The following is a 19,331-nucleotide window of genomic DNA, read 5'->3' as shown; positions in this document are numbered from 1 at the left end:
TGCGCGCCGCGCTTCCCGCCCGATCCTGAACGCTGGAACATCATGAATCGTTACCCCCTCTGGAAGTACATACTGATCCTCGTGACAGTACTCGTTGGCCTGCTGTACACGGCGCCCAACTATTTCGTCGACTCGCCGGCACTGCAGGTGACGACCTCCAAGGCGACCGTCAAGGTCAACAGCGACACGGCTGCCCGGGTTGCCGAAGCGCTCAAGCGTGACGGTATTCCTGCCGAAGCCGTGGGTCTGGAAGGCTCGGGCGACAGCGCTTCGGTGCGCGCGCGCTTCGCGACCCCCGATATCCAGTTCAAGGCCAAGGCGGCGCTGGAGCGCGACCTGAACCGTGACCCGGCCGACCCCGACTACATCGTCACCGTCAACCTGGTCAAGAACACGCCGGCCTGGATGCAGGCCATCAACGCCAAGCCGCTGAACCTGGGCCTCGACCTGCGCGGCGGCGTGCACTTCCTGCTGCAGGTGGATGCGAAGGCCGTGGAGGAAACCCGCATCAAGGGCGTCCTGTCCAGCGTCCGCAGCGAGCTGCGCGACAAGAACATCCGCCACGCCGGCATCGACCGCGTCGGCAACAATGTCGAGATCAAGTTCCGCGACGAAGCCACCCGTACGCAGGCGCGCAACGTGCTGGCCGCGCAGAACGCCGACCTGGCGTTCTCCGACGCCGCCGACGGCTCCGACCTGAAGCTGGTCGTCACCCTGAAGCCGGCCGCACTGCAGCGCGTGGTGGAAGAGGGCGTCAAGCAGAACATCAGCGCGCTGAGCAAGCGTATCAACGAACTGGGCGTGAGCGAGCCCGTGATCCAGCAACAGGGCCGCGACCGCATCGTCGTCCAGCTGCCGGGCGTGCAGGACGTCGCCCACGCGAAGGACATCATCGGCCGTACCGCCACGCTGGAATTCCGCGTGACCGACGATACCGTCACGCCGGGCACCGAGCTGTCCGCCGCGATCCCGCTGAATTCGGAACTGTTCACCGAAGGCGCCGGCGCACCGGTCGTCGTGTCGAAGGACGTCCTCGTGAGCGGCGATTCGGTCATCAACGCCGTCGCCGGCTTCGACCAGAACCAGCGTCCGGCCGTGAACATCGAGCTGAACGCTGACGGCGGCCGCAAGATGCGCGCGATGACCCGCGAGCGCGTCGGCAAGCGCATGGCCACGCTGCTGAAGGAAAAAGGCAAGTACAACGTGCTGCAGGTCGCGACCATCCAGAGCGAATTCGGTTCGAACTTCCAGACGACCGGCATGGCCAGCCCGCAGGCCGCCGCCGAGCTGGCGCTGCTGCTGCGCTCCGGCGCGCTGTCGGCCCCGATGGAATTCGTCGAGGAACGCGTCGTCGGTCCGCAGCTGGGCGCCGAGAACATCGCCAAGGGCCTGCACTCCACGCTGTGGGGCTTCGTGGCCATCGCGATCTTCATGATCATCTATTACCAGCTGTTCGGCTTCTTCAGCGTCGTCGCGCTCGCGTGCAACCTGCTGTTCCTGCTCGCGCTGCTGTCGATGCTGGGCGCGACCCTGACCCTGCCGGGTATCGCGGCAATCGCGCTGGCGCTGGGTATGGCGATCGACGCCAACGTGCTGATCAACGAGCGCATCCGCGAGGAGCTGCGGGCGGGTAATACACCGCAGGCGGCCATCTCGGCCGGCTTCAGCCACGCGTGGGCGACCATTCTCGACTCGAACGTGACGACCCTGATCGTCGGCCTGGCACTGCTGGTGTTCGGTTCGGGCGCCGTGCGCGGCTTCGCCGTCGTGCACTGCCTGGGCATCCTGACGTCGATGTTCTCGGCCGTGTTCCTGTCGCGCGGCGTCGTGAACCTGTGGTACGGCCGCAAGAAGAAGCTCGGCAAGCTCGCCATCGGCACCGTGTGGAACGCGGATGCCGCCGCGGCCAAGACGGCCGTCAAGAAAGGATAACCGGGGTAGACCATGGAATTTTTCAAGATTAAACGGGACATCCCGTTCATGCGCCACGCGTTGATCTTCAACGTGATCTCGGCGCTGACCTTCGTCGCCGCAGTGTTCTTCCTGGTGACCAAGCACCTGCACTTCTCGGTCGAGTTCACGGGCGGTACCGTGATGGAGCTGCGCTATCCGCACGCGGCCGACCAGGAAAAGATCCGCCACACGCTGGAAAAACTGGGTTACGAGCAGCCGGAAGTAACGAGCTTCGGCACCGCGCAGGACGTCATGCTGCGCCTGCCGATCCGCAAGGACGTCGCCGGTTCGGGCACGTCGGCGACTGTCTTCAACGCGCTGTGCGCGGCCGAAGCCGGCACGCCGAAGCAGATCGAGCAGACCAGCGACAAGGGCGAGAAAGTCGCCCGCACCAGCTGCGTCAACGCGGCCGGCGCGGAAGTGCTGAGCCAGCAGCGCGTGGAATTCGTCGGCCCGCAGGTCGGCGACGAGCTCGCGCAGAACGGCCTGAACGCCCTGATCATGGTCGTCGTCGGCGTGATGATCTACCTGGCCGTGCGCTTCGAGTGGAAGTTCGCCGTCGCGGCGATCGTCGCCAACCTGCACGACGTCGTCATCATCCTGGGCTTCTTCGCCTTCTTCCAGTGGGAATTCTCGCTGACCGTGCTGGCCGCCGTGCTGGCCGTGCTGGGCTACTCCGTGAACGAATCGGTCGTGATCTTCGACCGGATCCGCGAGACCTTCCGCAAGGAGCGCAAGCTGTCCGTGACCCAGGTCATCGACCACGCGATCACGAGCACGATCTCGCGTACGATCATCACCCACGGCTGTACCGAGATGATGGTCCTGTCGATGCTGTTCTTCGGCGGCCAGACGCTGCACTACTTCGCGATCGCGCTGACCATCGGTATCCTGTTTGGTATCTACTCGTCCGTGTTCGTCGCGGCCGCCATCGCCATGTGGCTGGGCGTCAAGCGCGAAGACCTGATCAAGCCGATCAAGGCCAAGGACGAAACGGACGGCGCCGTCGTGTAAGTACGCGCATCGTCTTCGGTACAAAAAAAGCCGCCCGGCCTGGCCGTGGCGGCTTTTGTTTTTACTATGTGTGAAACAGCGCACAGAGCGCTGACACAAGGCGGCCGTAAGATGGACTCGTCTCTTTCAGGACATCCCTAGTTTTGGACTTCACCCGCTCCCGCAAGGAGCGGGTTTTTTTTTATCAGGCCGGCGGCAGCGGAATCCCTTCCTACACCGCTGCGGTAGGTCAAGTCGCTGGCATTGTCCCGGGGTTGTTCGTCTATTGCCTCCATGGTGAACCGAAGCTGAACAGAAAGCTGGGCTTATATCGGTTCAAAGATTGGACGCTACCGAATTTACCTCTACATTGTCAGTGTGTAGCAACCAAGGTGGGTGGCCCGTCCTTTTTGCGCTTGGGCACGAATTAGTCAAAATATTTAACAAATGTGAGTTCACGCACAGAGTGCACGCGCCGTGGGAACTAAGATGGACTCGTCTCTTTCAGGACATCCCTAGTTTTGGACTTTGCCCACTCCCCGGAGTGGGCATTTTTTTTATCCGGATGCCATAAAAAAAACGTCGTCCATGCTTGCGCAGGGACGACGCCGGTGCAGCAGACCCGTTGCCGGGTCCGGGGAGGGGAATCGGAATCAGAAACCGTATTTCAGGCCGACGGTGTAGACATCGGCCTTGGCGCCGAATGCCTTGTCCTTGCCGTAGCGTTCGTACTCGGCGTTCAGGGCCAGATTCTGGTTCAGCTTGTACTCGACGCCGACGCCGCCGTACAGGCCGGTGTCGTAGCTGTTGACCTGACCCAGGGTGCTGCTGCTGTACTTGCGCTCGTTGTACGAGACGCCCAGCTTGCCGTAGCCGGTGAAGCGCTCGCCCAGCGGCATGCTGTACTTGCCGGCGACATAGGTGCCGGAACCTCTCACGTTGCCGAGGGAAGTGTCCTGCTTGTCGAAGTTCGTGTAGCCGGCTTCGACGCCCCAGTTCTGGTCGAATTCATAGCCGCCGTAGATCTTGGCGTTCGTGTGGTAGTCGTCGGTCGACTTGTTGTCCGCGGTGGCGGCGCCGATGCCGACGTAGGCGTGCGGCGTGGTGGTCTGGGCTTGTGCGACGCCGGCGACGGCGGAGGTGGCGATCAGTGCGAGCAGCAGTTTCTTCATGGTTCACTCCTTGGTGTTCTAGGGCTCGCGATTCGTCGTGAATCGCAATATGGCCAAGATAGCACCATGTTTCCCTAAGAGAAGTTCTTAAACGGTAAGGAATGTAACAAGATGAAAGTAAGTGACTGAAAAGTCACATATGGTCGAAACGACGCCGGCCGCATGCAGCGGCCGGTGTCGACGTGAACGTGAGAACGGGAATCAGGCCAACGCGGCCGTGAGGCTGTGCACTTCATCCTCCGATTCCTGGAGGATGGTTTTCAGCGTGCCTTCGCCGACGGCGAAGTCGATGGTGGCGCCCACCTGGATGCCGGACACGCCGGTATCGCGTTCCAGCAGCGGCGATGCGACGGGAGACAGGTCGTTTGCCAGCAGCAGCGTGTCGCCCAGCGTTTCCGGCGGCAGCGCGCGCATCCCGTTCCACAGCGCCTCGATGGCGCCCATCACGGGGGCGGGCACGCCCAGCTTGAGCAGGACGCCGCGGCCGATGGCGGTTTCGCCGTGCTCGATCCATTCGTCGGCGCCGCCGTCGAGCAGGCCCGGGAACTCGGGCGCGCGCGACAGCAGATAAAAGCCGCCGACCTCGTGCACGATGCCGGCGAACATCGCCGTTTCCGGATCGACGAACGACACGCGCCGCGCGATCACCTGCGACAACGCGGCCACGTGGGTCGAGTGGAGCCACAGTCGATCGGCCTTGGCGCGCAACTCGGGATCGTGGATTTCGCTCGCCAGCTGGCGCACGATGACGGCGGCGGCGAGCGCGCCCAGCGTGCGGAAGCCGACGCGCTGCACGGCCGCCTTGACGTTGGTGACGTCGTTGCCGAAGCGGTTATAGGCGGCCGAGTTGGCGATGGCGACGGTGCGGGCGGCCAGCAACGGCTCCGTCTGCACGAGACGCGCCGCTTCGTCGATGTGGCATTCCGGATCGGTCAGCGCGCGCTGCAGCTTGAGCGTCGCGTCGACGTGGGTAGGGAAGTGGAGGTCGCCGCGCCCGGCCTGCGCGGCAATGCTCTTGAGGGCGTCGATTCTGTCCATGGGAAAAAATTATACCCCCAGGAACTTCGTCAAGGCTCGCTGAAAATGGCGTCGCAGCCGTCTTTCGGTTCCTCGGTGTCCTGCAGCTCGTCGACGAGGCCGAGGTCGAACAATTCCTCGACCGCGTTCATGAAGCTGTTCAGGGTGGCGGCGCCGATCAGGCGGTAGATCTCGCCGTCATCGTTGCGCACGCCGATCACCATCGGTTCCTCGCGCACTTCGGCGGGCGATGCCACGTCCAGCAGCAGGTTGCCGATGATGTGCTTGTCGAAATGAGGCGGCTTTTTGCCTTCCAGTAGTGCTGTATTCATATCATCCTTCGTCGGCGGGAACGTGCCCGCCCGGTGTGACCAGGCCCGGCGCATCGAGCCGGGTGCGCAGCCGGCGCAGCGCGTGGTCAAGTTGTTCGAAATCGCCGTCGCCATAATCGGCGAACAGCTGCTTGCCGTGTGCGACCACGGCCGGAAACACGGTGCGGAACAGGCACTCCCCGTCCGCCGTCAGGCGCACGAGGAACGAGCGCTTGTCGTCGCAATTGCGCGCGCGTTCCACGAGTCCCTTCTGTTCGAGGCGGTCGATGACGCCGGTCAGCGTCCCCTTCGTGATCAGGGTCCGCTCGCCCAGTTCCTTGTAGGTCATGCCGGGCGTGTTGCCGAGGGTGGCGATGATGTCGAATTGCGGATGCGTCAGCCCATGCCGGCGCACCGGTTCGGCGACGAAGCGCTCGAACCCTTGCAGGCATTCGGCCAGCAGGCGCACACTCTTCAGATATCGTTCACCCATGAAACGATTATAGCCGCCAGCGCGGGCCGGCCCCAGTCTTCGTCGTTGCGGCCGGGTCCGGTACCATAGCAATCTTGCCAGAATTTATTTCACGTTTCATGACCCAGCATCTGCGCGGCATCCTCGCCCTCGTCGTCGTCGTCCTCGTGTGGGGGACGACGTTTCCTGCGATGAAGGAACTGACGGCTTATTTTTCTCCCGTCTGGATCATTTTGACCCGTTTCGCCATCGCGACGGCGCTCTTGTCGCCGTTCCTGTGGCGCGCACGCCGCACGGACCTGATGCTGGGCGGCATACTCGGCTTGCTGCTGTTCTTCTGCTACCTGTTCCAGGTGGAAGGTCTCGCGTTGACGACCTCGAACCGCAACGCCTTCATCTGCGGCCTCAACGTGCTCGTCGTGCCGCTGCTGGGCCTGCTCGGCGGACGCCTGCCGGAACGCCGCATCGTCATCGCGCTGTTGCTCGCGATCGCGGGGCTCGTGGCGCTGTGCTGGGATGGCGGGGGCGGCTGGGGCCGCGGCGACACGCTCGCGCTGCTGGCCGCGCTCACGTTCGGCGCCTACATCAAGGTCATGGAGGTGTATACGCGGCGCGCCGTCCGCCTGATGGCCGTGACGGCCGCGCAGATCGGTACCGTCGCCCTGTGCGCGGCGCTGTGGTTGTTCGCGCGCGAGGTGCCGCGGGGCAGCATCGACGTGGCGTCCGATGCCGCCAACTACTGGGCCTACATCGGCCACGGGCTGCTTCACTATTCGCCGAATTTCGCCTATCTCGGCGTGCTGTGCACGGCCGCCATCATCTCGATGCAGGCGTGGGGCCAGGCGCGCACGAGCGCCAACGAGGCGGCCGTCATCTATGCGTTCGAGCCCGGCGGCGCCGCGTTTTTCGCATATTTCTGGCTGGGCGAGGCGATGGGCGGCCGGGGCTGGCTCGGCGCGGCTTTGTTGATCTCCGGTATGATAGTCAGTCAATGGAATGCCGAAAGCCGGCCGACCGCCGCGCTCGCCCCCGAGTGATGATCCCTCATTGTCCAGCTCATTTTCCTAATGCAGCAACTTGAATTATCCCGCCTCGCGCTAGAGGCGCCGCTGCGCGTGCTGCTCGTGCATGCGGGCGAGCCGGATTCGCTGACGTGGTCCGGCCTCGTGCAGCCGCTGCGCCTCGCGGCCAAGGTGCTGGGGCCTGAACGCCTGCACGTGGACGTGCGCACCCCCGACAAATTCGCGGCCGACCAGCGCCACTGGCATCTCGTGCTGCTCGTCGCCGACGAGGCCGAGGCGGGGCTGCGTCCCGCCAACCTGCGCACCGTGATCTCCCGCTGCCGCGCGGCGCCGTGCTGGGGCGGCGTCGGCGCGGGCGTGCTGTGGCTGGCGGAGGCGGGCGCGCTGAACGGTGCGCGCGCCGCGTTGCCGTGGTCGCTGTATCCCGACGTCGACATGCGCGCCGACCAGGCCCTGCTGAGTCCGCACCTGTACGAGATCGACGGTGCGCGCCTGACGTCCTGCGGCGGCGCGGCCAGCATCGACTTCGCGCTGACCCTCGTCGACCTGTTGTTCGGCGCGACGGTCCAGGCGCAGGTGAAGGAAATCCTGTGCGTCGACCGCGTGCGCGGCCCGGACGAACGCCAGCGCGTCGCGCTGCAGGCGCGCTTCGGCGTGCTGCAGCCCAAACTGACGGAAGCCGTCACCCTGATGGAAGCGAACATCGAGGAACCGCTGTCGACCGACGACATCGCCCAGCTGGCGGGCGTGTCCCGCCGCCAGCTGGAGCGGCTGTTCAAGCAATACCTGGGCAGCCTGCCGTCGCGCTACTACCTCGAACTACGCCTGCAACGGGCGCGCCAGCTGCTGCGCGACACCAACTACTCCATCGTGCAGGTGGGGCTGATGTGCGGCTTCTCGTCCGGCTCCCACTTCTCTACCGCCTTCGGCGCCCTGTTCGGCAATACGCCCCGCGAAGAACGCCAGCGCAAGCTCAGCCAATAAATTCGGGGTCAGAGCACATTATTTTTGCGACGTCGCCGACGTTGACCGACATAGACCGAGCATCGCCGCGGCTTGGCCGAAGTTTGGAAATTAATGGGACCTGACCCCGAATCTGAGCAATTGTTGCTCGTCCAAAAATGAAAATGCCTGTCGCAGTTTGGAAAGAACGGCAACGATTGGCTTCTCTATAATGAGTCGCTCGGCGCGGCTGCTGGAGTCCGCGCAACCTTTTATTTGGATGAGGAAAACGTCATGAATGCTAAGCTCGACTCGGGTGTCGCCACGCGGCCTGTCACACGCCAGACTTTCGACGAGGTGCTCGTCCCGACCTACGCACCCGCCGCGATGGTGCCCGTGCGCGCGTCGGGCCTGGACGTCTGGGACCAGGACGGCAAGCATTACCTCGACTTCACCTCCGGCATCGCCGTCAGCAGCCTGGGTCATTGCAACCCGGTCGTCGTCGAGGCGCTGACCCGCCAGGCCACCACGCTCTGGCACGTCGGCAACGGCTACACGAACGAGCCGGTCCTGCGCCTGGCGTCGGCCCTGATCGAGGCCACGTTCGCCGACCGCTGCTTCTTCGCCAACTCGGGCGCGGAAGCCAACGAAGCCGCCCTGAAGCTGGCGCGCAAGTACGCGCACGGCAAGTTCGGCCCGCACAAGTCGCGCATCGTGTCGTGCTATTCCTCGTTCCACGGCCGCACGCTGTTCACCGTGTCGGTCGGCGGCCAGTCGAAGTACACCGAAGGCTTCGAGCCGCTGCCGCCGGAAATCAACCACATCAACTACAACGACATCGAGTCCGCACGCGCCGCCATCGGCGATGACGTGGCCGCCGTGATCGTCGAGCCGATCCAGGGCGAGGGTGGCGTGATCCCGGGCGACATCGAATTCCTCAAAACGCTGCGCGAACTGTGCGACAAGACCGGCGCCCTGCTGATCTTCGACGAAGTGCAGTCGGGCGTGGGCCGCACCGGCACCTTCTACGACTACATGAACGTGGGCGTGACCCCGGACGTGCTGACCTCGGCCAAGGCGCTGGGCAACGGCTACCCGATCGGCGCCATGCTGACCACCAACGAGATCGCGCAGTACCTGGCCGTCGGCAGCCACGGCACCACGTACGGCGGCAACCCGCTGGCGACGTCGGTGGCGCTGGCCGTGATCGAGCAGATCAACCAGCCGGCCTTCCTGGCGCGCGTGCGCGAGGCGAGCGGCAAGATCGTCGCGAACCTGGAGAAGCTGGCCACCGACTACCCGCAGCTGTTCACCAAGCCGCGCGGCAAGGGCCTGCTGCTCGGCCTGCCGATGGCCGAAGGCTACAAGGGCAAGTCGAAGGACTACACGAAGGTCGCGGAAAAGCTCGGCCTGATGCTGCTGATCGCCGGTCCGGACGTCGTCCGCCTGGCACCGGCGCTGGTCGTCTCCGACGAGCAGATCGCGGACGCGGATCGCATCATGCGCCAGGCCGCCGACGCGTTCCTCGCCGGCTGATACGCCTGCACCACCCGGCCGGAAGGGGGCCACCCCAGCCCGGCCGGCTCCGTTCGTTCGATGCCTTTGTCGGGAGAATCCATGTATGTAGTTCGTCCGGTAGAACCAGCGGATGTCGGCGCCCTCGAGACGCTGCTCGCCGCGTCCACGCCGGGAGTGCACACCCTGCCGCGCACGCGCGAAAAGATCGCCGCGTTCGTGGAGCGTTCCGTGGCGTCGTTCGCCGCCCACGTCGACATTCCCAGCGAAGAGTCCTACCTGTTCGTGCTCGAAGACGTCGACAGCCGCGAGCTGGTCGGCACCGCCGCGATCCACGCGTCGGCCGGTTCGAACGGCACTTATTTCGCGTTCCGCAACGATGTGATCCAGCAGGTCTCGCGCGACCTGAACATCAGCCACAGCGTGCACGCGCTGACCCTTTGCTCGGAGCTGACGGCGTATTCGCAGCTGTCCGGCTTTTATATTCGCGACCGCGACACGGCGCGGCGCGAAGCCGCGCTGCTGTCGCGCGCCCGATTGTTATATGCCGTGCTGGCGCCGCACCGTTTCGGCGACCGCTTCTTCGTGCCGCTGGCCGGCGTCACCGACGAGGGCGGCCAGTCGCCGTTCTGGGATGCGCTGGGCCGCAAGTTCTTCAAGATGGACTTCCTCGATGCGGAGCGCACGATCGGCGGCGCCCGTAACCGCACGCTGATCGTCGAGCTGATGCCGCACTACCCCGTGTACGTGCCGCTGCTGCCCGGCCCCGCGCAGGCCGTGATGGGCCAGATCCACCCGAGCGGCGAACTCGCGTTCGACCTGCTGACGGAAGAGGGCTTCGAGGCCGACGAATACATCGACATCTTCGACGGCGGTCCGATCCTGCAGGCGCACAAGCACGCGCTGCGGTCGTTCTCCGGCTCGATGGTGAAGAAGGTCGCGAACGCCGAACTGCAGCCGCCCACGCGCGGCGGCAAGGCCGCGATGGTGAATTACGCGGTGGCCAGCAGCGAGCGCAAGTTCCGCGCGATCGTGCTGCCGTGCGACCCGGCCGAGAGCTCCGAATCCATCTGCCTGCCGCCCGCGGCACGCGAGGCGTTAGGCAGAGAGACCGGCGACAGCGTCATCTGCGTACGTATCTGACGCTTTGGAAAACTATGAGGAACCCATGCTCGTAATCCGCGCAATCACCCTGAACGACATCGATCCGCTGATCGAGATGGCGCGCCAGGTCGGCAGCGGCATGACCACGCTGAAGCCGGACCGCGCCATGCTGGGCGAGCGCGTCGAGACCGCGGTGGCATCGTTCGCGCAGACGATCCCGCCCGAGGAACGCGACTACATGTTCGTGATGGAAGACACGTCCAACGGCCGCCTGGCCGGCGTGTGCGCCATCAAGGCCGCCGTCGGCCTCACGGAGCCGTTTTATAACTACCGCATCGGCACGCTGGTGCATTCCAGCCGCGAACTGGGCGTGTTCACGCGCATGGACACGCTGTACCTGTCCAACGACCTGACCGGTTCCACGGAACTGTGCTCGCTGTTCCTGATGCCGGAATACCGCACGGGCTACAACGGCAAGTGGCTGTCCAAGAGCCGCTTCCTGTTCATGGCCCAGTTCCAGCACCTGTTCACGGAAAAGATCATCGCCGAGATGCGTGGCTACCAGGCGGAGGACGGCACGTCGCCGTTCTACGAGGGGCTCGGCCGCCACTTCTTCAAGATGGATTTCAACCACGTCGACGGCCTCACGGCACTCGGCAAGAAATCGTTCATCGCGGAGCTCATGCCGCGCCAGCCGCTGTACGTGGCGTACCTGCCGGAAGACGCGCAGGCCGTGATCGGCCAGGTGCACCGCTCCACGCTCCCGGCGCGCAAGCTGCTGGAACAGGAAGGCATGCACTACGAGGGTTACGTCGACATCTTCGACGCGGGCCCCGTGTTGCAGGGCCGCGTGGCCGAGCTGCGCGCCGTGCGCGACAGCGTGCTGACCACGGCCGAGGAAGGCCAACCGGACGGCGAGTGCGAAGTCACGCTCGTCTCCAACACGAAGCTCGACGATTTTCGCATGGTCCTTACCCAGGCCTGCGACGGCGGCCGCAAGGTCGCGCTATCCGTGCGCGAACTCCAACTGCTGCATTGCCAGCCGGGCGACCTTATCCGCTCGCTGGCCCTCAACGTAAGGAAGAACAATGGCTAACGTCTCTAACTTTATCGGCGGTGAATGGCTGGCCGGCTCCGGTCCCCAGCTCGACACGATCGACCCGTCCACCGGCCGCCAGACCTGGACCAGCAACGAATCCACGGCAGAAGATGTGGACCGCGCCGTAAAAGCCGCGCGCGCCGCGTTCGAAGACTGGGCGCTCACGCCGCTCGAACAACGCATCGCCATCTGCCAGCGCTTCCGCGACCTGCTCAAGGAGCACAACGAGGAACTCGCCGCGATCATCGCCGAGGAAGTGGGCAAGCCGCTGTGGGAAGCCCGCACGGAAGTGACGACGATGGCCAACAAGGTCGACATCTCGGTGCAGTCGCATGCCGCGCGCACGGGCGAAACGGCTGCGAAGGTCGCCGACGGCAACGCCGTGCTGCGCCACCGTCCGCACGGCGTGTTCGGCGTGTTCGGACCCTATAACTTCCCCGGCCACCTGCCGAACGGCCACATCGTGCCCGCGCTGATCGCGGGGAACACGCTCGTGTTCAAGCCGAGCGAATATGCGCCGCGCACCGCCGTGCGTACCGTGCAGCTGTGGGAACAGGCCGGCCTGCCGCAGGGTGTGCTGAACCTCGTGAACGGCGGCCGCGCGACCGGCGTCGCGCTGTCGCAGCACCCGGATGTGGACGGCATCCTGTTCACCGGCAGCAGCCAGACGGGCGTCGCGCTGCATAAACAGTTCGGCGGCCAGCCGGGCAAGATGCTGGCGCTGGAAATGGGCGGCAACAACCCGCTCGTCGTCTGGGACGTGCAGGAGGATGAGAAAATGCGGGACGCGGCCGTGCACCACGCCGTCATGTCCGCGTTCATCTCCGCCGGCCAGCGCTGCACGTGTGCGCGCCGCCTGATCGTGCAGGACACGCCGGAAGGCCAGGCCTTCATCGACCGCCTCGTGGACGTGGCGAGCAAGCTCGCGGTCGGTCCGTCGAATGCGGAGCCGCAGCCGTTCATGGGCCCCGTCGTCTCGGCCGCCGTGGCGAAACGCCTCGTGCAGGCGCAAGAGATGATGGAAGCGCAGGGCGGTAACGTTTTGCTGCGCATGCGCCAGCTCGATCCGAACGCGGGCTTCGTCACCGCCGGTATCGTCGACGTGACGGATGCGACGGGCATCCCGGACGAAGAGTGGTTCGGACCGCTGCTGCAGATTGTCCGCGTGGCCGATTTCGACGCCGCCATCGACGCCGCCAACGCGACGGAATACGGTCTCGCCGCCGCGCTACTGTCGCCGTCGGAAGAGCTGTGGAAGCGCTTCGCGATCAAGGCGCGCGCGGGCGTCGTCAACTGGAACCGTCCGACGACGGGCGCCGCCAGCTCCGCGCCGTTCGGCGGCGTGGGCAAGTCCGGCAACCATCGTCCGAGCGCCTATTACGCGGCCGACTACTGCGCGTACCCGGTCGCCTCGATCGAAACGTCCGAGCTGGAAATGCCGGCGAAACTGTCCCCGGGCCTTAACTTCTGAACGATATGCGCAACGCACGCGAATTCAACTTCGACGGCCTCGTGGGCTCGTCGCACAACTACGCCGGTCTGTCGTTCGGCAACGTCGCCTCGTTCAACAATGTGCGGAGCGCGTCGAACCCGCGCCAGGCCGCATTGCAGGGCCTCGCCAAGATGCGCGCGCTGGCCGCACGCGGCTTCGCGCAAGGCCTGCTGCCGCCGCAGGCGCGTCCGAACTTCCGCCTGCTGCGCCGCCTCGGCTTTTCCGGCACGGACGCCGACGTGCTGGCGCAGGCGTACCGCGAATCGCCGGTGATCCTCGCGTGCGCGTACTCCGCATCGCCGATGTGGACCGCGAACGCCGCCACCGTCAGCCCGTCGGCCGACACGGCGGACGGCCGCGTGCACTTCACCGCCGCGAACCTGAACAATAAACTGCACCGCGCGGAAGAACATGTGCAGGCGACGCGCACCCTGCGCGCCCTGTTCGCGAACCCGGACCGCTTCGTCGTGCACGACCCGCTGCCGTCGACGCCCGCGTTCGGCGACGAGGGCGCCGCCAACCACACGCGCTTCGCCAGCGCACACGGCGCGTCCGGCGTCGAGTTTTTTGTCTATGGCCGCGTCGAATTCGACCCGTCCGCACCGGCACCCGTGAAATACCCGGCGCGCCAGACGCTGGAGGCATCGCAGGCCGTCGCCCGCCTGCACGGCCTGGACGCGGCGCGCACCGTGTTCGCGTCGCAGAACCCGGCCGTGATCGACCAGGGCGTGTTTCATAACGACGTGATCGCGGTCGGCAACGGCAACGTGCTGTTCTACCACGACCAGGCGTTCGCCGACGAAGCGTCCACGCTGGACGCGCTGCGCCGCGCGCTGGGCGTCACCGGCACCGACCTGCGCGCCGTGCGCGTGGACACGGGCGTCGTCCCCGTCGCCGATGCCGTCGCCAGCTACCTGTTCAACAGCCAGCTGCTGTCGAAGCCGGACGGCGGCATGGCGCTCGTCGTCCCGCACGAATGCCGCGAGACGGCGACCGTGGCCCGCTACCTCGAGCAGCTCGTCGCATCCGGTGGCCCGATCGACGAGTTGATCGAATTCGACCTGCGCCAGAGCATGCGCAACGGCGGCGGCCCCGCGTGCCTGCGCCTGCGCGTGGTGCTCACGGACGAGGAAGCGGCCGCGATGCACCAGGGCGTGCTGATGACGGACGATTTGTATGCGCGCCTCGTGCCGTGGGTCGAGCGTCATTACCGCGACCGCGTGGAGCCGAAGGATCTCGCAGACCCGCAGCTGGCCATCGAATGCGCGGCCGCGCTGGAAGACCTGGAACGCATCCTGGGCTTGCCCGGTCTTTACGACCTTTCATGATTTAATGGCGAATCGTTTCCGGGAACAGGAACCTTAAATAAGAGATCTGGACGGGACAACCCTGTCCGTACCAGCCGGGAACATGTGGCCACAAGCCGCGCCGAACCCGGCGCAACAACCAGCTTTTGGAGAAGCTAAACATGAACAAAGACATGCCTCACGATCTGCGCACGCAAACCCTCGCGCTGGTTAACGAGAACAAGCCGGTGGGCGCTTCGGAACAAGTGGGCGCGCTGATCGGCGCCTGGATCGGCGCCCTGGACGAGGACGACCTCGCCGGCATCGATCCCCGCAACCTCGCCGCCATCCTGTGGGATGCTTTCGCCCAGGTGGCGCAGCGCACGACCGACGGCTGCCAGATCGCGGAGAATCGCTATACGGACGGCCGCTGCGGCATGTCGACCGCCTTGCTGATCCTGAACGAGGACATGCCCTACCTCGTCGACTCGTTCGTGATGGCGCTGCGCCGCCAGCGCGTCGTCGCGTCGGGCGTGCTGAATACGGTGCTGCCCGTGCGCCGCGACGAAGCCGGCCGCGTGGTCGCCGTCGGCGAAGCGGGCGCGCCGCTGGAATCGTATGTCCTGTGCCTGCTGGCGGAAGACCTGCCGCAGGACGAACTCTCCCAACTCATCGAGCGCATCCAGATGGTCGCGCGCGACGCCGCCATCGTGCACCGCGACGCCGTCGCCATGGCCGACCGCATGACCGCCGTTGCCGCCGCCGCCGCCGCACAAGGTACGCCGTCCGGCCAGGAAGTGGCCGCGTTCCTCGACTGGGCCAAGAACGAAGGCTTCGAGCCGTTCGGCTACGCCTACTACTTCGTGAAGCCGGGCGTGCGCGAACTCGAACGCGACATCCCGAGCCGCATCGGCGTGCTGCAGGATACGTCGCACCCCGTCTACGGCACCTGCCTGCAGAACATCCCGGGCGACTTCGAGATCCTGTCCAAGCGCGACGAGACGCTGTCGATCGTGAAGGCCGACGTGGCCGGCACCTTGCACCGCGACCAGCCGCTGGACTTCATCGGCGTGCGCGACACCGACACGCAGGGCAACACGATCGGCGAACACTGCTTCGTCGGCCTGTTCACCCGCGCCGCCACGTCGACCCCGCTGGCGCGCCTGCCGTTCGCGCGCGGCCGCGTGGCGAAAGTGCTGTCCATCGCCGGCGTGCGCCAGGAAGGCTTCCGCGCCGAGAAATTCCTCGAGATCCTGGAGTCGCTGCCGCGCACGGAAGCGCTGGAAGCGGATCCGGACTGGCTCGCCCAGGTGTGCAGCTCCGTCGTCTCGCTGTACAAGCAGCCGCGCGCGAAAGTGTTTGCACGCCGCGACGTCTATCAACGCCACCTGAACGTCCTGGTCTATTTGCCGCGCGAACGCTACAGCGCCGCCGTCGTCGCCGGGCTGGCGCAGGCGCTGAAGGAAAGCTCGGGCGCCGTCGACGTGCGCACGCAGACGCTCGTCGCGGACGGCCCGCTGGCCCGCGTCTACCTGATCGCCCAGGCCGCGCGCTATCCGCTCGACCTGGAATCCGACATCCAGAAACCGCTGCTGTCCGTGCTGGACGGCTGGCATGACCGCTACACGGCGCTGACCGACACCGTCGAAGACGTCCCGACCCGCAACGCGCTGCGCAAGATCCTGCCGACGCTGCCCGTGAACTACGTGGCCGCGACGGCACCGGAAATCGCCTTCCGCGACGTGAGCGCGATCATCGCGAACGGCCAGCAGGGCCACGTCTCGGTCCGCATCGAGACGGATGAAGCGGGCATCACGTCGCTGCGCCTGTACTCGACGAACACGATGCCGTCGCTGTCGCGCATCCTGCCGGCGCTGCAGAACGCCGGCGTCGCCATCGACCGCGAACAAAGCTTCTGGATCGATACGGCCGACGGTACCCGCCGCTACATCACGGGCCTGATCGTCGACGCGGATTCGGCCGCCAAGCTGGCCAAGCCGGGCGTCGCGGAAGTGGCCGGCGAACTGTTCGCCGCGCTGTTCAACGACGAAGCGGAAGACGGCCGCCTGAACGGCCTCACCATCGAAGGCGGCCTGGCGATGCGCGAAGTGCAGCTCGTGCGCGCGTACATCAGCTACTGGCGCCAGGCCGGCAGCAAGTTCTCGACCCGCTACATGGCCGAGACGCTGCGCCCGCGCGCGAACCTCGTCAAGGAACTGGTCGAAGGCTTCGAACTGCGCTTCGACCCGAAACGCAGCGCCGAGGAGCGCGCCGAGGGCGATGCGAAACTGGTCGCGCTGAAGGCGGGCCTGGCCAAGGTCAACCACGCCGACACCGAGGAAATCATGGCCGCGCTGGTCGATCTCGTGATGGCGACCGTGCGCACCAATTACTATCAAGGAACGAAGGAAAATCGCGGCGAGAAGATCATCTTCAAGCTCGACACGAGCCACCTGGCGCTCGTGCCGGAACCGCGCCCGTTCCGCGAGATCTATGTGTTCTCGCGCCGCTTCGAAGGCCTGCACCTGCGCGGCGGCCCGGTCGCCCGCGGCGGCCTGCGCTGGTCCGATCGCATGGAAGACTACCGCACCGAAGTGCTGGGCCTCGTGAAGGCGCAGATGGTCAAGAACGCCGTCATCGTGCCGGCCGGCTCGAAGGGCGGTTTCGTCTGCAAGCAGATGCCGAAGGATGCGGCGCGTGACGTCGTCGCGGCCGAAGGCGAAGCCGTCTACCGCCTGTTCATCGCGAGCCTGCTGGAAGTGACGGACAACCGCGTGCGCGGCGAGATCGTTCCGCCGGCCGACACGGTGCGCTATGACCAGGACGACCCGTACCTCGTGGTCGCCGCCGACAAGGGCACGGCGACGTTCTCCGACATCGCCAACAGCATCGCCGTCTCGCGCGGCTTCTGGCTGGGCGACGCGTTCGCGTCCGGCGGCTCGAACGGCTACGACCACAAGAAGATGGGCATCACCGCGAAGGGCGCGTTCGAAGCGGTAAAACGCCACTTCTACGAGATGGGCCACGACATGAACACGACCCCGGTGACGATGGTCGGCGTGGGCGACATGTCGGGCGACGTGTTCGGCAACGGCGTGCTGCTGTCGCGCCAGCTGAAAGTGCTGGCCGCGTTCGACCACCGCCACATCTTCCTCGACCCGAATCCGGACGTCGTCGTGTCGTTCAATGAGCGCAAGCGCATGTTCGCGCTGCCGCGTTCCTCGTGGGACGACTACGACAAGGAACTGATCTCGGAAGGCGGCGGCGTGTTCCCCCGTACCGCCCGTCACATCGAGCTGTCGCCGCAGGTGCGCGAAGCGCTGGCCATCGAAGAGACGTCGCTCACGCCGGAAGAACTGATGCACCGCATCCTGCTGGCGCCGGTCGACCTGTTCTACAACGGCGGCATCGGCACCTACATCAAGGCGTCCACCGAGACCCACGCGCAAGTGAAGGACCGCGCCAACGACAACATCCGCGTCAACGGCAACGAGCTGCGCGTGAAGGTTGTCGCGGAAGGCGGCAACCTGGGCGCCACGCAGGCCGGCCGTATCGAATTCGCGCTGGCCGGCGGCCGCATCTTCACGGATGCGATCGACAACTCGGCCGGCGTGGACTGCTCCGACCACGAAGTCAACGTCAAGATCTGGCTCGACACCGAAGTCAACGCGGGCCAGCTGGACGAGGGCGAGCGCAACCGCCTGCTGACCGAGATGACGGGCGATATCGAGAAGCTGGTCCTGCGCGACAACACGCTGCAGACGCACCTGCTGGTGCGCGAGGCGCAGGCGCAATCGAACAGCGCCGTCGTCGACGGCTACGCCGCGCTGATCGCGAGCCTGGAGGCGGAAGGCGCCGTGTCGCGCGAGCTGGAACAACTGCCGGGCGAGACGGAACTGCAGCGCCGCAAGGCCCTGGGCCTGGGTCTCACGACGCCGGAACTGGCCGTCGTCGTCGCCAACGTCAAGAACCGCTTCAAGCGCACCCTGGCCGCGCTGCCGCTGACGGAACAGCCGTGGGCCGAGACCATCCTGCGCCCGTACTTCCCGGCGCAGCTGGTCGCCACGCGCGATCCGCTGGCGCACCCGCTGGCCAACGCGATCCTCGCGACCGTGCTGGCCAACGAATCCGTCAACCGCTGCGGCCCGCTGATGCTGCGCGACCTGGCGCTGGAACACCGCATCGACGACGCCGAAGTCGTCAAGTCGTGGGGCCAGGCGTGGGCCGCGCTGCACCTGGCGCCCGTGTTCGAGGCGCTGGACCATGACGCGCTGGTCGTGCCGCGCGACGTGTCGCAGACCGTCGACGCGCGTACCCGCGTGATGCTGCGCACCGTGATCGAAGGCGTGCTGTCGCTGCCGGCGGAGCAGGCCGGTGCCGGCGGCATGGAAGAGCTGTCGAACCTGTTCGCCCAGCCGGAACAACTGCGCCAGCTGATGCCGGCGAAGTCGGAGGCGGACAGCCACGCCGGCCTGTCGTCGTCGTTCGTGCAGGCGTGGAAGGCCGTCGACACGGTCGAATCGCTGGCGACGTTCCTGTTCGCGGCCGTCTCCATCCAGCGTCCGCAAGGCATGTCGCTGGCCGAGTTCCTGCGCGTCGGCATGTTGCTGCGCGAGCAGGCGGGCATCGACACGCTGGAACGCGGCCTCAAGCTGCCGGCCACGAGCAAGTCGCAGGAACAGCTGCGCAACTACGCGCTGCAAGCCCTGCGCCGCACGCAGCAACGCCTGCTGACGGAAGTGCTGGCGGCGAGCCGCACCAGCGGCGACATGCAGTCGGCCGTGCGCGAGCTGACCGCGGCGATGGGCCTGTCGGCCGGCTACGTCCAGCCGACGGACCTGGAGCAGGCGATGCTGGCCGTGTGGTCGCTGTCGGAAGGTTCGAGCCCGGACCGCATCGCATCCGGCACCGCGGCGACGACCGTCGCCACCACCGTCGCGAACGTGGCGTAAG

General features: G+C 66.0%; 14 protein-coding genes. 10 read left to right on the top strand and 4 right to left on the bottom strand.

All coding sequences use genetic code 11. The annotated features are described in order from the left end of the window. Nucleotides 1–42: 42 nt before the first annotated feature. Complete coding sequence (gene secD / locus ACEN88_RS01655) at nt 43–1,932, top strand: protein translocase subunit SecD (protein WP_413337084.1); 1,890 nt, start codon at nt 43–45, stop codon at nt 1,930–1,932. 12 nt (nt 1,933–1,944) lie between these two features. Beyond that, nucleotides 1,945–2,967 (top strand): protein translocase subunit SecF, encoded by a 1,023-nt coding sequence (gene secF / locus ACEN88_RS01650; RefSeq protein WP_413337083.1) that lies wholly within the window; start codon nt 1,945–1,947, stop codon nt 2,965–2,967. A 632-nt stretch (nt 2,968–3,599) separates the two neighbouring features. On the opposite strand, the gene ACEN88_RS01645 is transcribed toward secF, so the two are convergent. From ACEN88_RS01645 to ACEN88_RS01630, 4 genes are all read right to left on the bottom strand, one after another. Continuing rightward, entirely contained in the window at nt 3,600–4,118 is a 519-nt protein-coding gene (locus ACEN88_RS01645) for a porin family protein (protein ID WP_413337082.1), read from the bottom strand. 201 nt (nt 4,119–4,319) lie between these two features. Further along, a complete protein-coding gene (locus tag ACEN88_RS01640; protein WP_413337081.1) occupies nt 4,320–5,156 on the bottom strand; it encodes an HDOD domain-containing protein in 837 nt (278 codons plus the stop codon). A gap of 29 nt (nt 5,157–5,185) precedes the next feature. Continuing rightward, the gene (locus ACEN88_RS01635; RefSeq protein ID WP_056123771.1) at nt 5,186–5,467 is read right to left on the bottom strand and encodes a hypothetical protein; all 282 of its coding nucleotides are present in this window, start codon (nt 5,465–5,467) and stop codon (nt 5,186–5,188) included. Nucleotide 5,468: 1 nt separating this feature from the next. Then, nucleotides 5,469–5,939: a MarR family winged helix-turn-helix transcriptional regulator gene (locus ACEN88_RS01630; RefSeq protein ID WP_413337080.1), complete on the bottom strand. Its 471-nt coding sequence runs from the start codon at nt 5,937–5,939 to the stop codon at nt 5,469–5,471. A gap of 98 nt (nt 5,940–6,037) precedes the next feature. Here ACEN88_RS01630 and ACEN88_RS01625 point away from each other — a divergent pair, with 98 nt between their 5' ends. The 8 genes from ACEN88_RS01625 to ACEN88_RS01590 all read left to right on the top strand — a co-directional run bounded on the left by ACEN88_RS01625 (nt 6,038) and on the right by ACEN88_RS01590 (nt 19,330). After that, entirely contained in the window at nt 6,038–6,955 is a 918-nt protein-coding gene (locus ACEN88_RS01625; protein WP_413337079.1) for a DMT family transporter, read from the top strand. A gap of 30 nt (nt 6,956–6,985) precedes the next feature. Beyond that, complete coding sequence (locus tag ACEN88_RS01620; RefSeq protein WP_413337078.1) at nt 6,986–7,924, top strand: GlxA family transcriptional regulator; 939 nt, start codon at nt 6,986–6,988, stop codon at nt 7,922–7,924. 252 nt (nt 7,925–8,176) lie between these two features. Further along, a complete protein-coding gene (locus ACEN88_RS01615) occupies nt 8,177–9,418 on the top strand; it encodes an acetylornithine/succinyldiaminopimelate transaminase (protein ID WP_413337077.1) in 1,242 nt (413 codons plus the stop codon). A gap of 81 nt (nt 9,419–9,499) precedes the next feature. Next, nucleotides 9,500–10,540: an arginine N-succinyltransferase gene (locus ACEN88_RS01610; protein WP_413337076.1), complete on the top strand. Its 1,041-nt coding sequence runs from the start codon at nt 9,500–9,502 to the stop codon at nt 10,538–10,540. Between the two features lie 25 nt (nt 10,541–10,565). Further along, complete coding sequence (astA, locus tag ACEN88_RS01605; RefSeq protein ID WP_413337075.1) at nt 10,566–11,597, top strand: arginine N-succinyltransferase; 1,032 nt, start codon at nt 10,566–10,568, stop codon at nt 11,595–11,597. Next, complete coding sequence (astD, locus tag ACEN88_RS01600; RefSeq protein ID WP_413337074.1) at nt 11,590–13,071, top strand: succinylglutamate-semialdehyde dehydrogenase; 1,482 nt, start codon at nt 11,590–11,592, stop codon at nt 13,069–13,071. Before astA ends, astD begins: the two co-directional genes overlap by 8 nt. Before the next feature lie 5 nt (nt 13,072–13,076). Next, nucleotides 13,077–14,420 carry an N-succinylarginine dihydrolase gene (gene astB, locus ACEN88_RS01595; RefSeq protein WP_413337073.1) on the top strand — a complete coding sequence of 448 codons (1,344 nt, stop codon included), beginning with the start codon at nt 13,077–13,079 and terminating at the stop codon, nt 14,418–14,420. A 152-nt stretch (nt 14,421–14,572) separates the two neighbouring features. Further along, the gene (locus ACEN88_RS01590; RefSeq protein ID WP_413337072.1) at nt 14,573–19,330 is read left to right on the top strand and encodes an NAD-glutamate dehydrogenase domain-containing protein; all 4,758 of its coding nucleotides are present in this window, start codon (nt 14,573–14,575) and stop codon (nt 19,328–19,330) included. Nucleotide 19,331 lies beyond the last annotated feature (1 nt).

Source organism: Massilia sp. CT11-108 (genome assembly GCF_047302915.1).
In the GTDB taxonomy this organism is placed as follows: domain Bacteria; phylum Pseudomonadota; class Gammaproteobacteria; order Burkholderiales; family Burkholderiaceae_D; genus Telluria; species Telluria orientalis.
The sequence above is the reverse complement of the archived record's forward strand: the minus strand, read 5'-3'. Positions and strand labels throughout refer to the sequence as shown.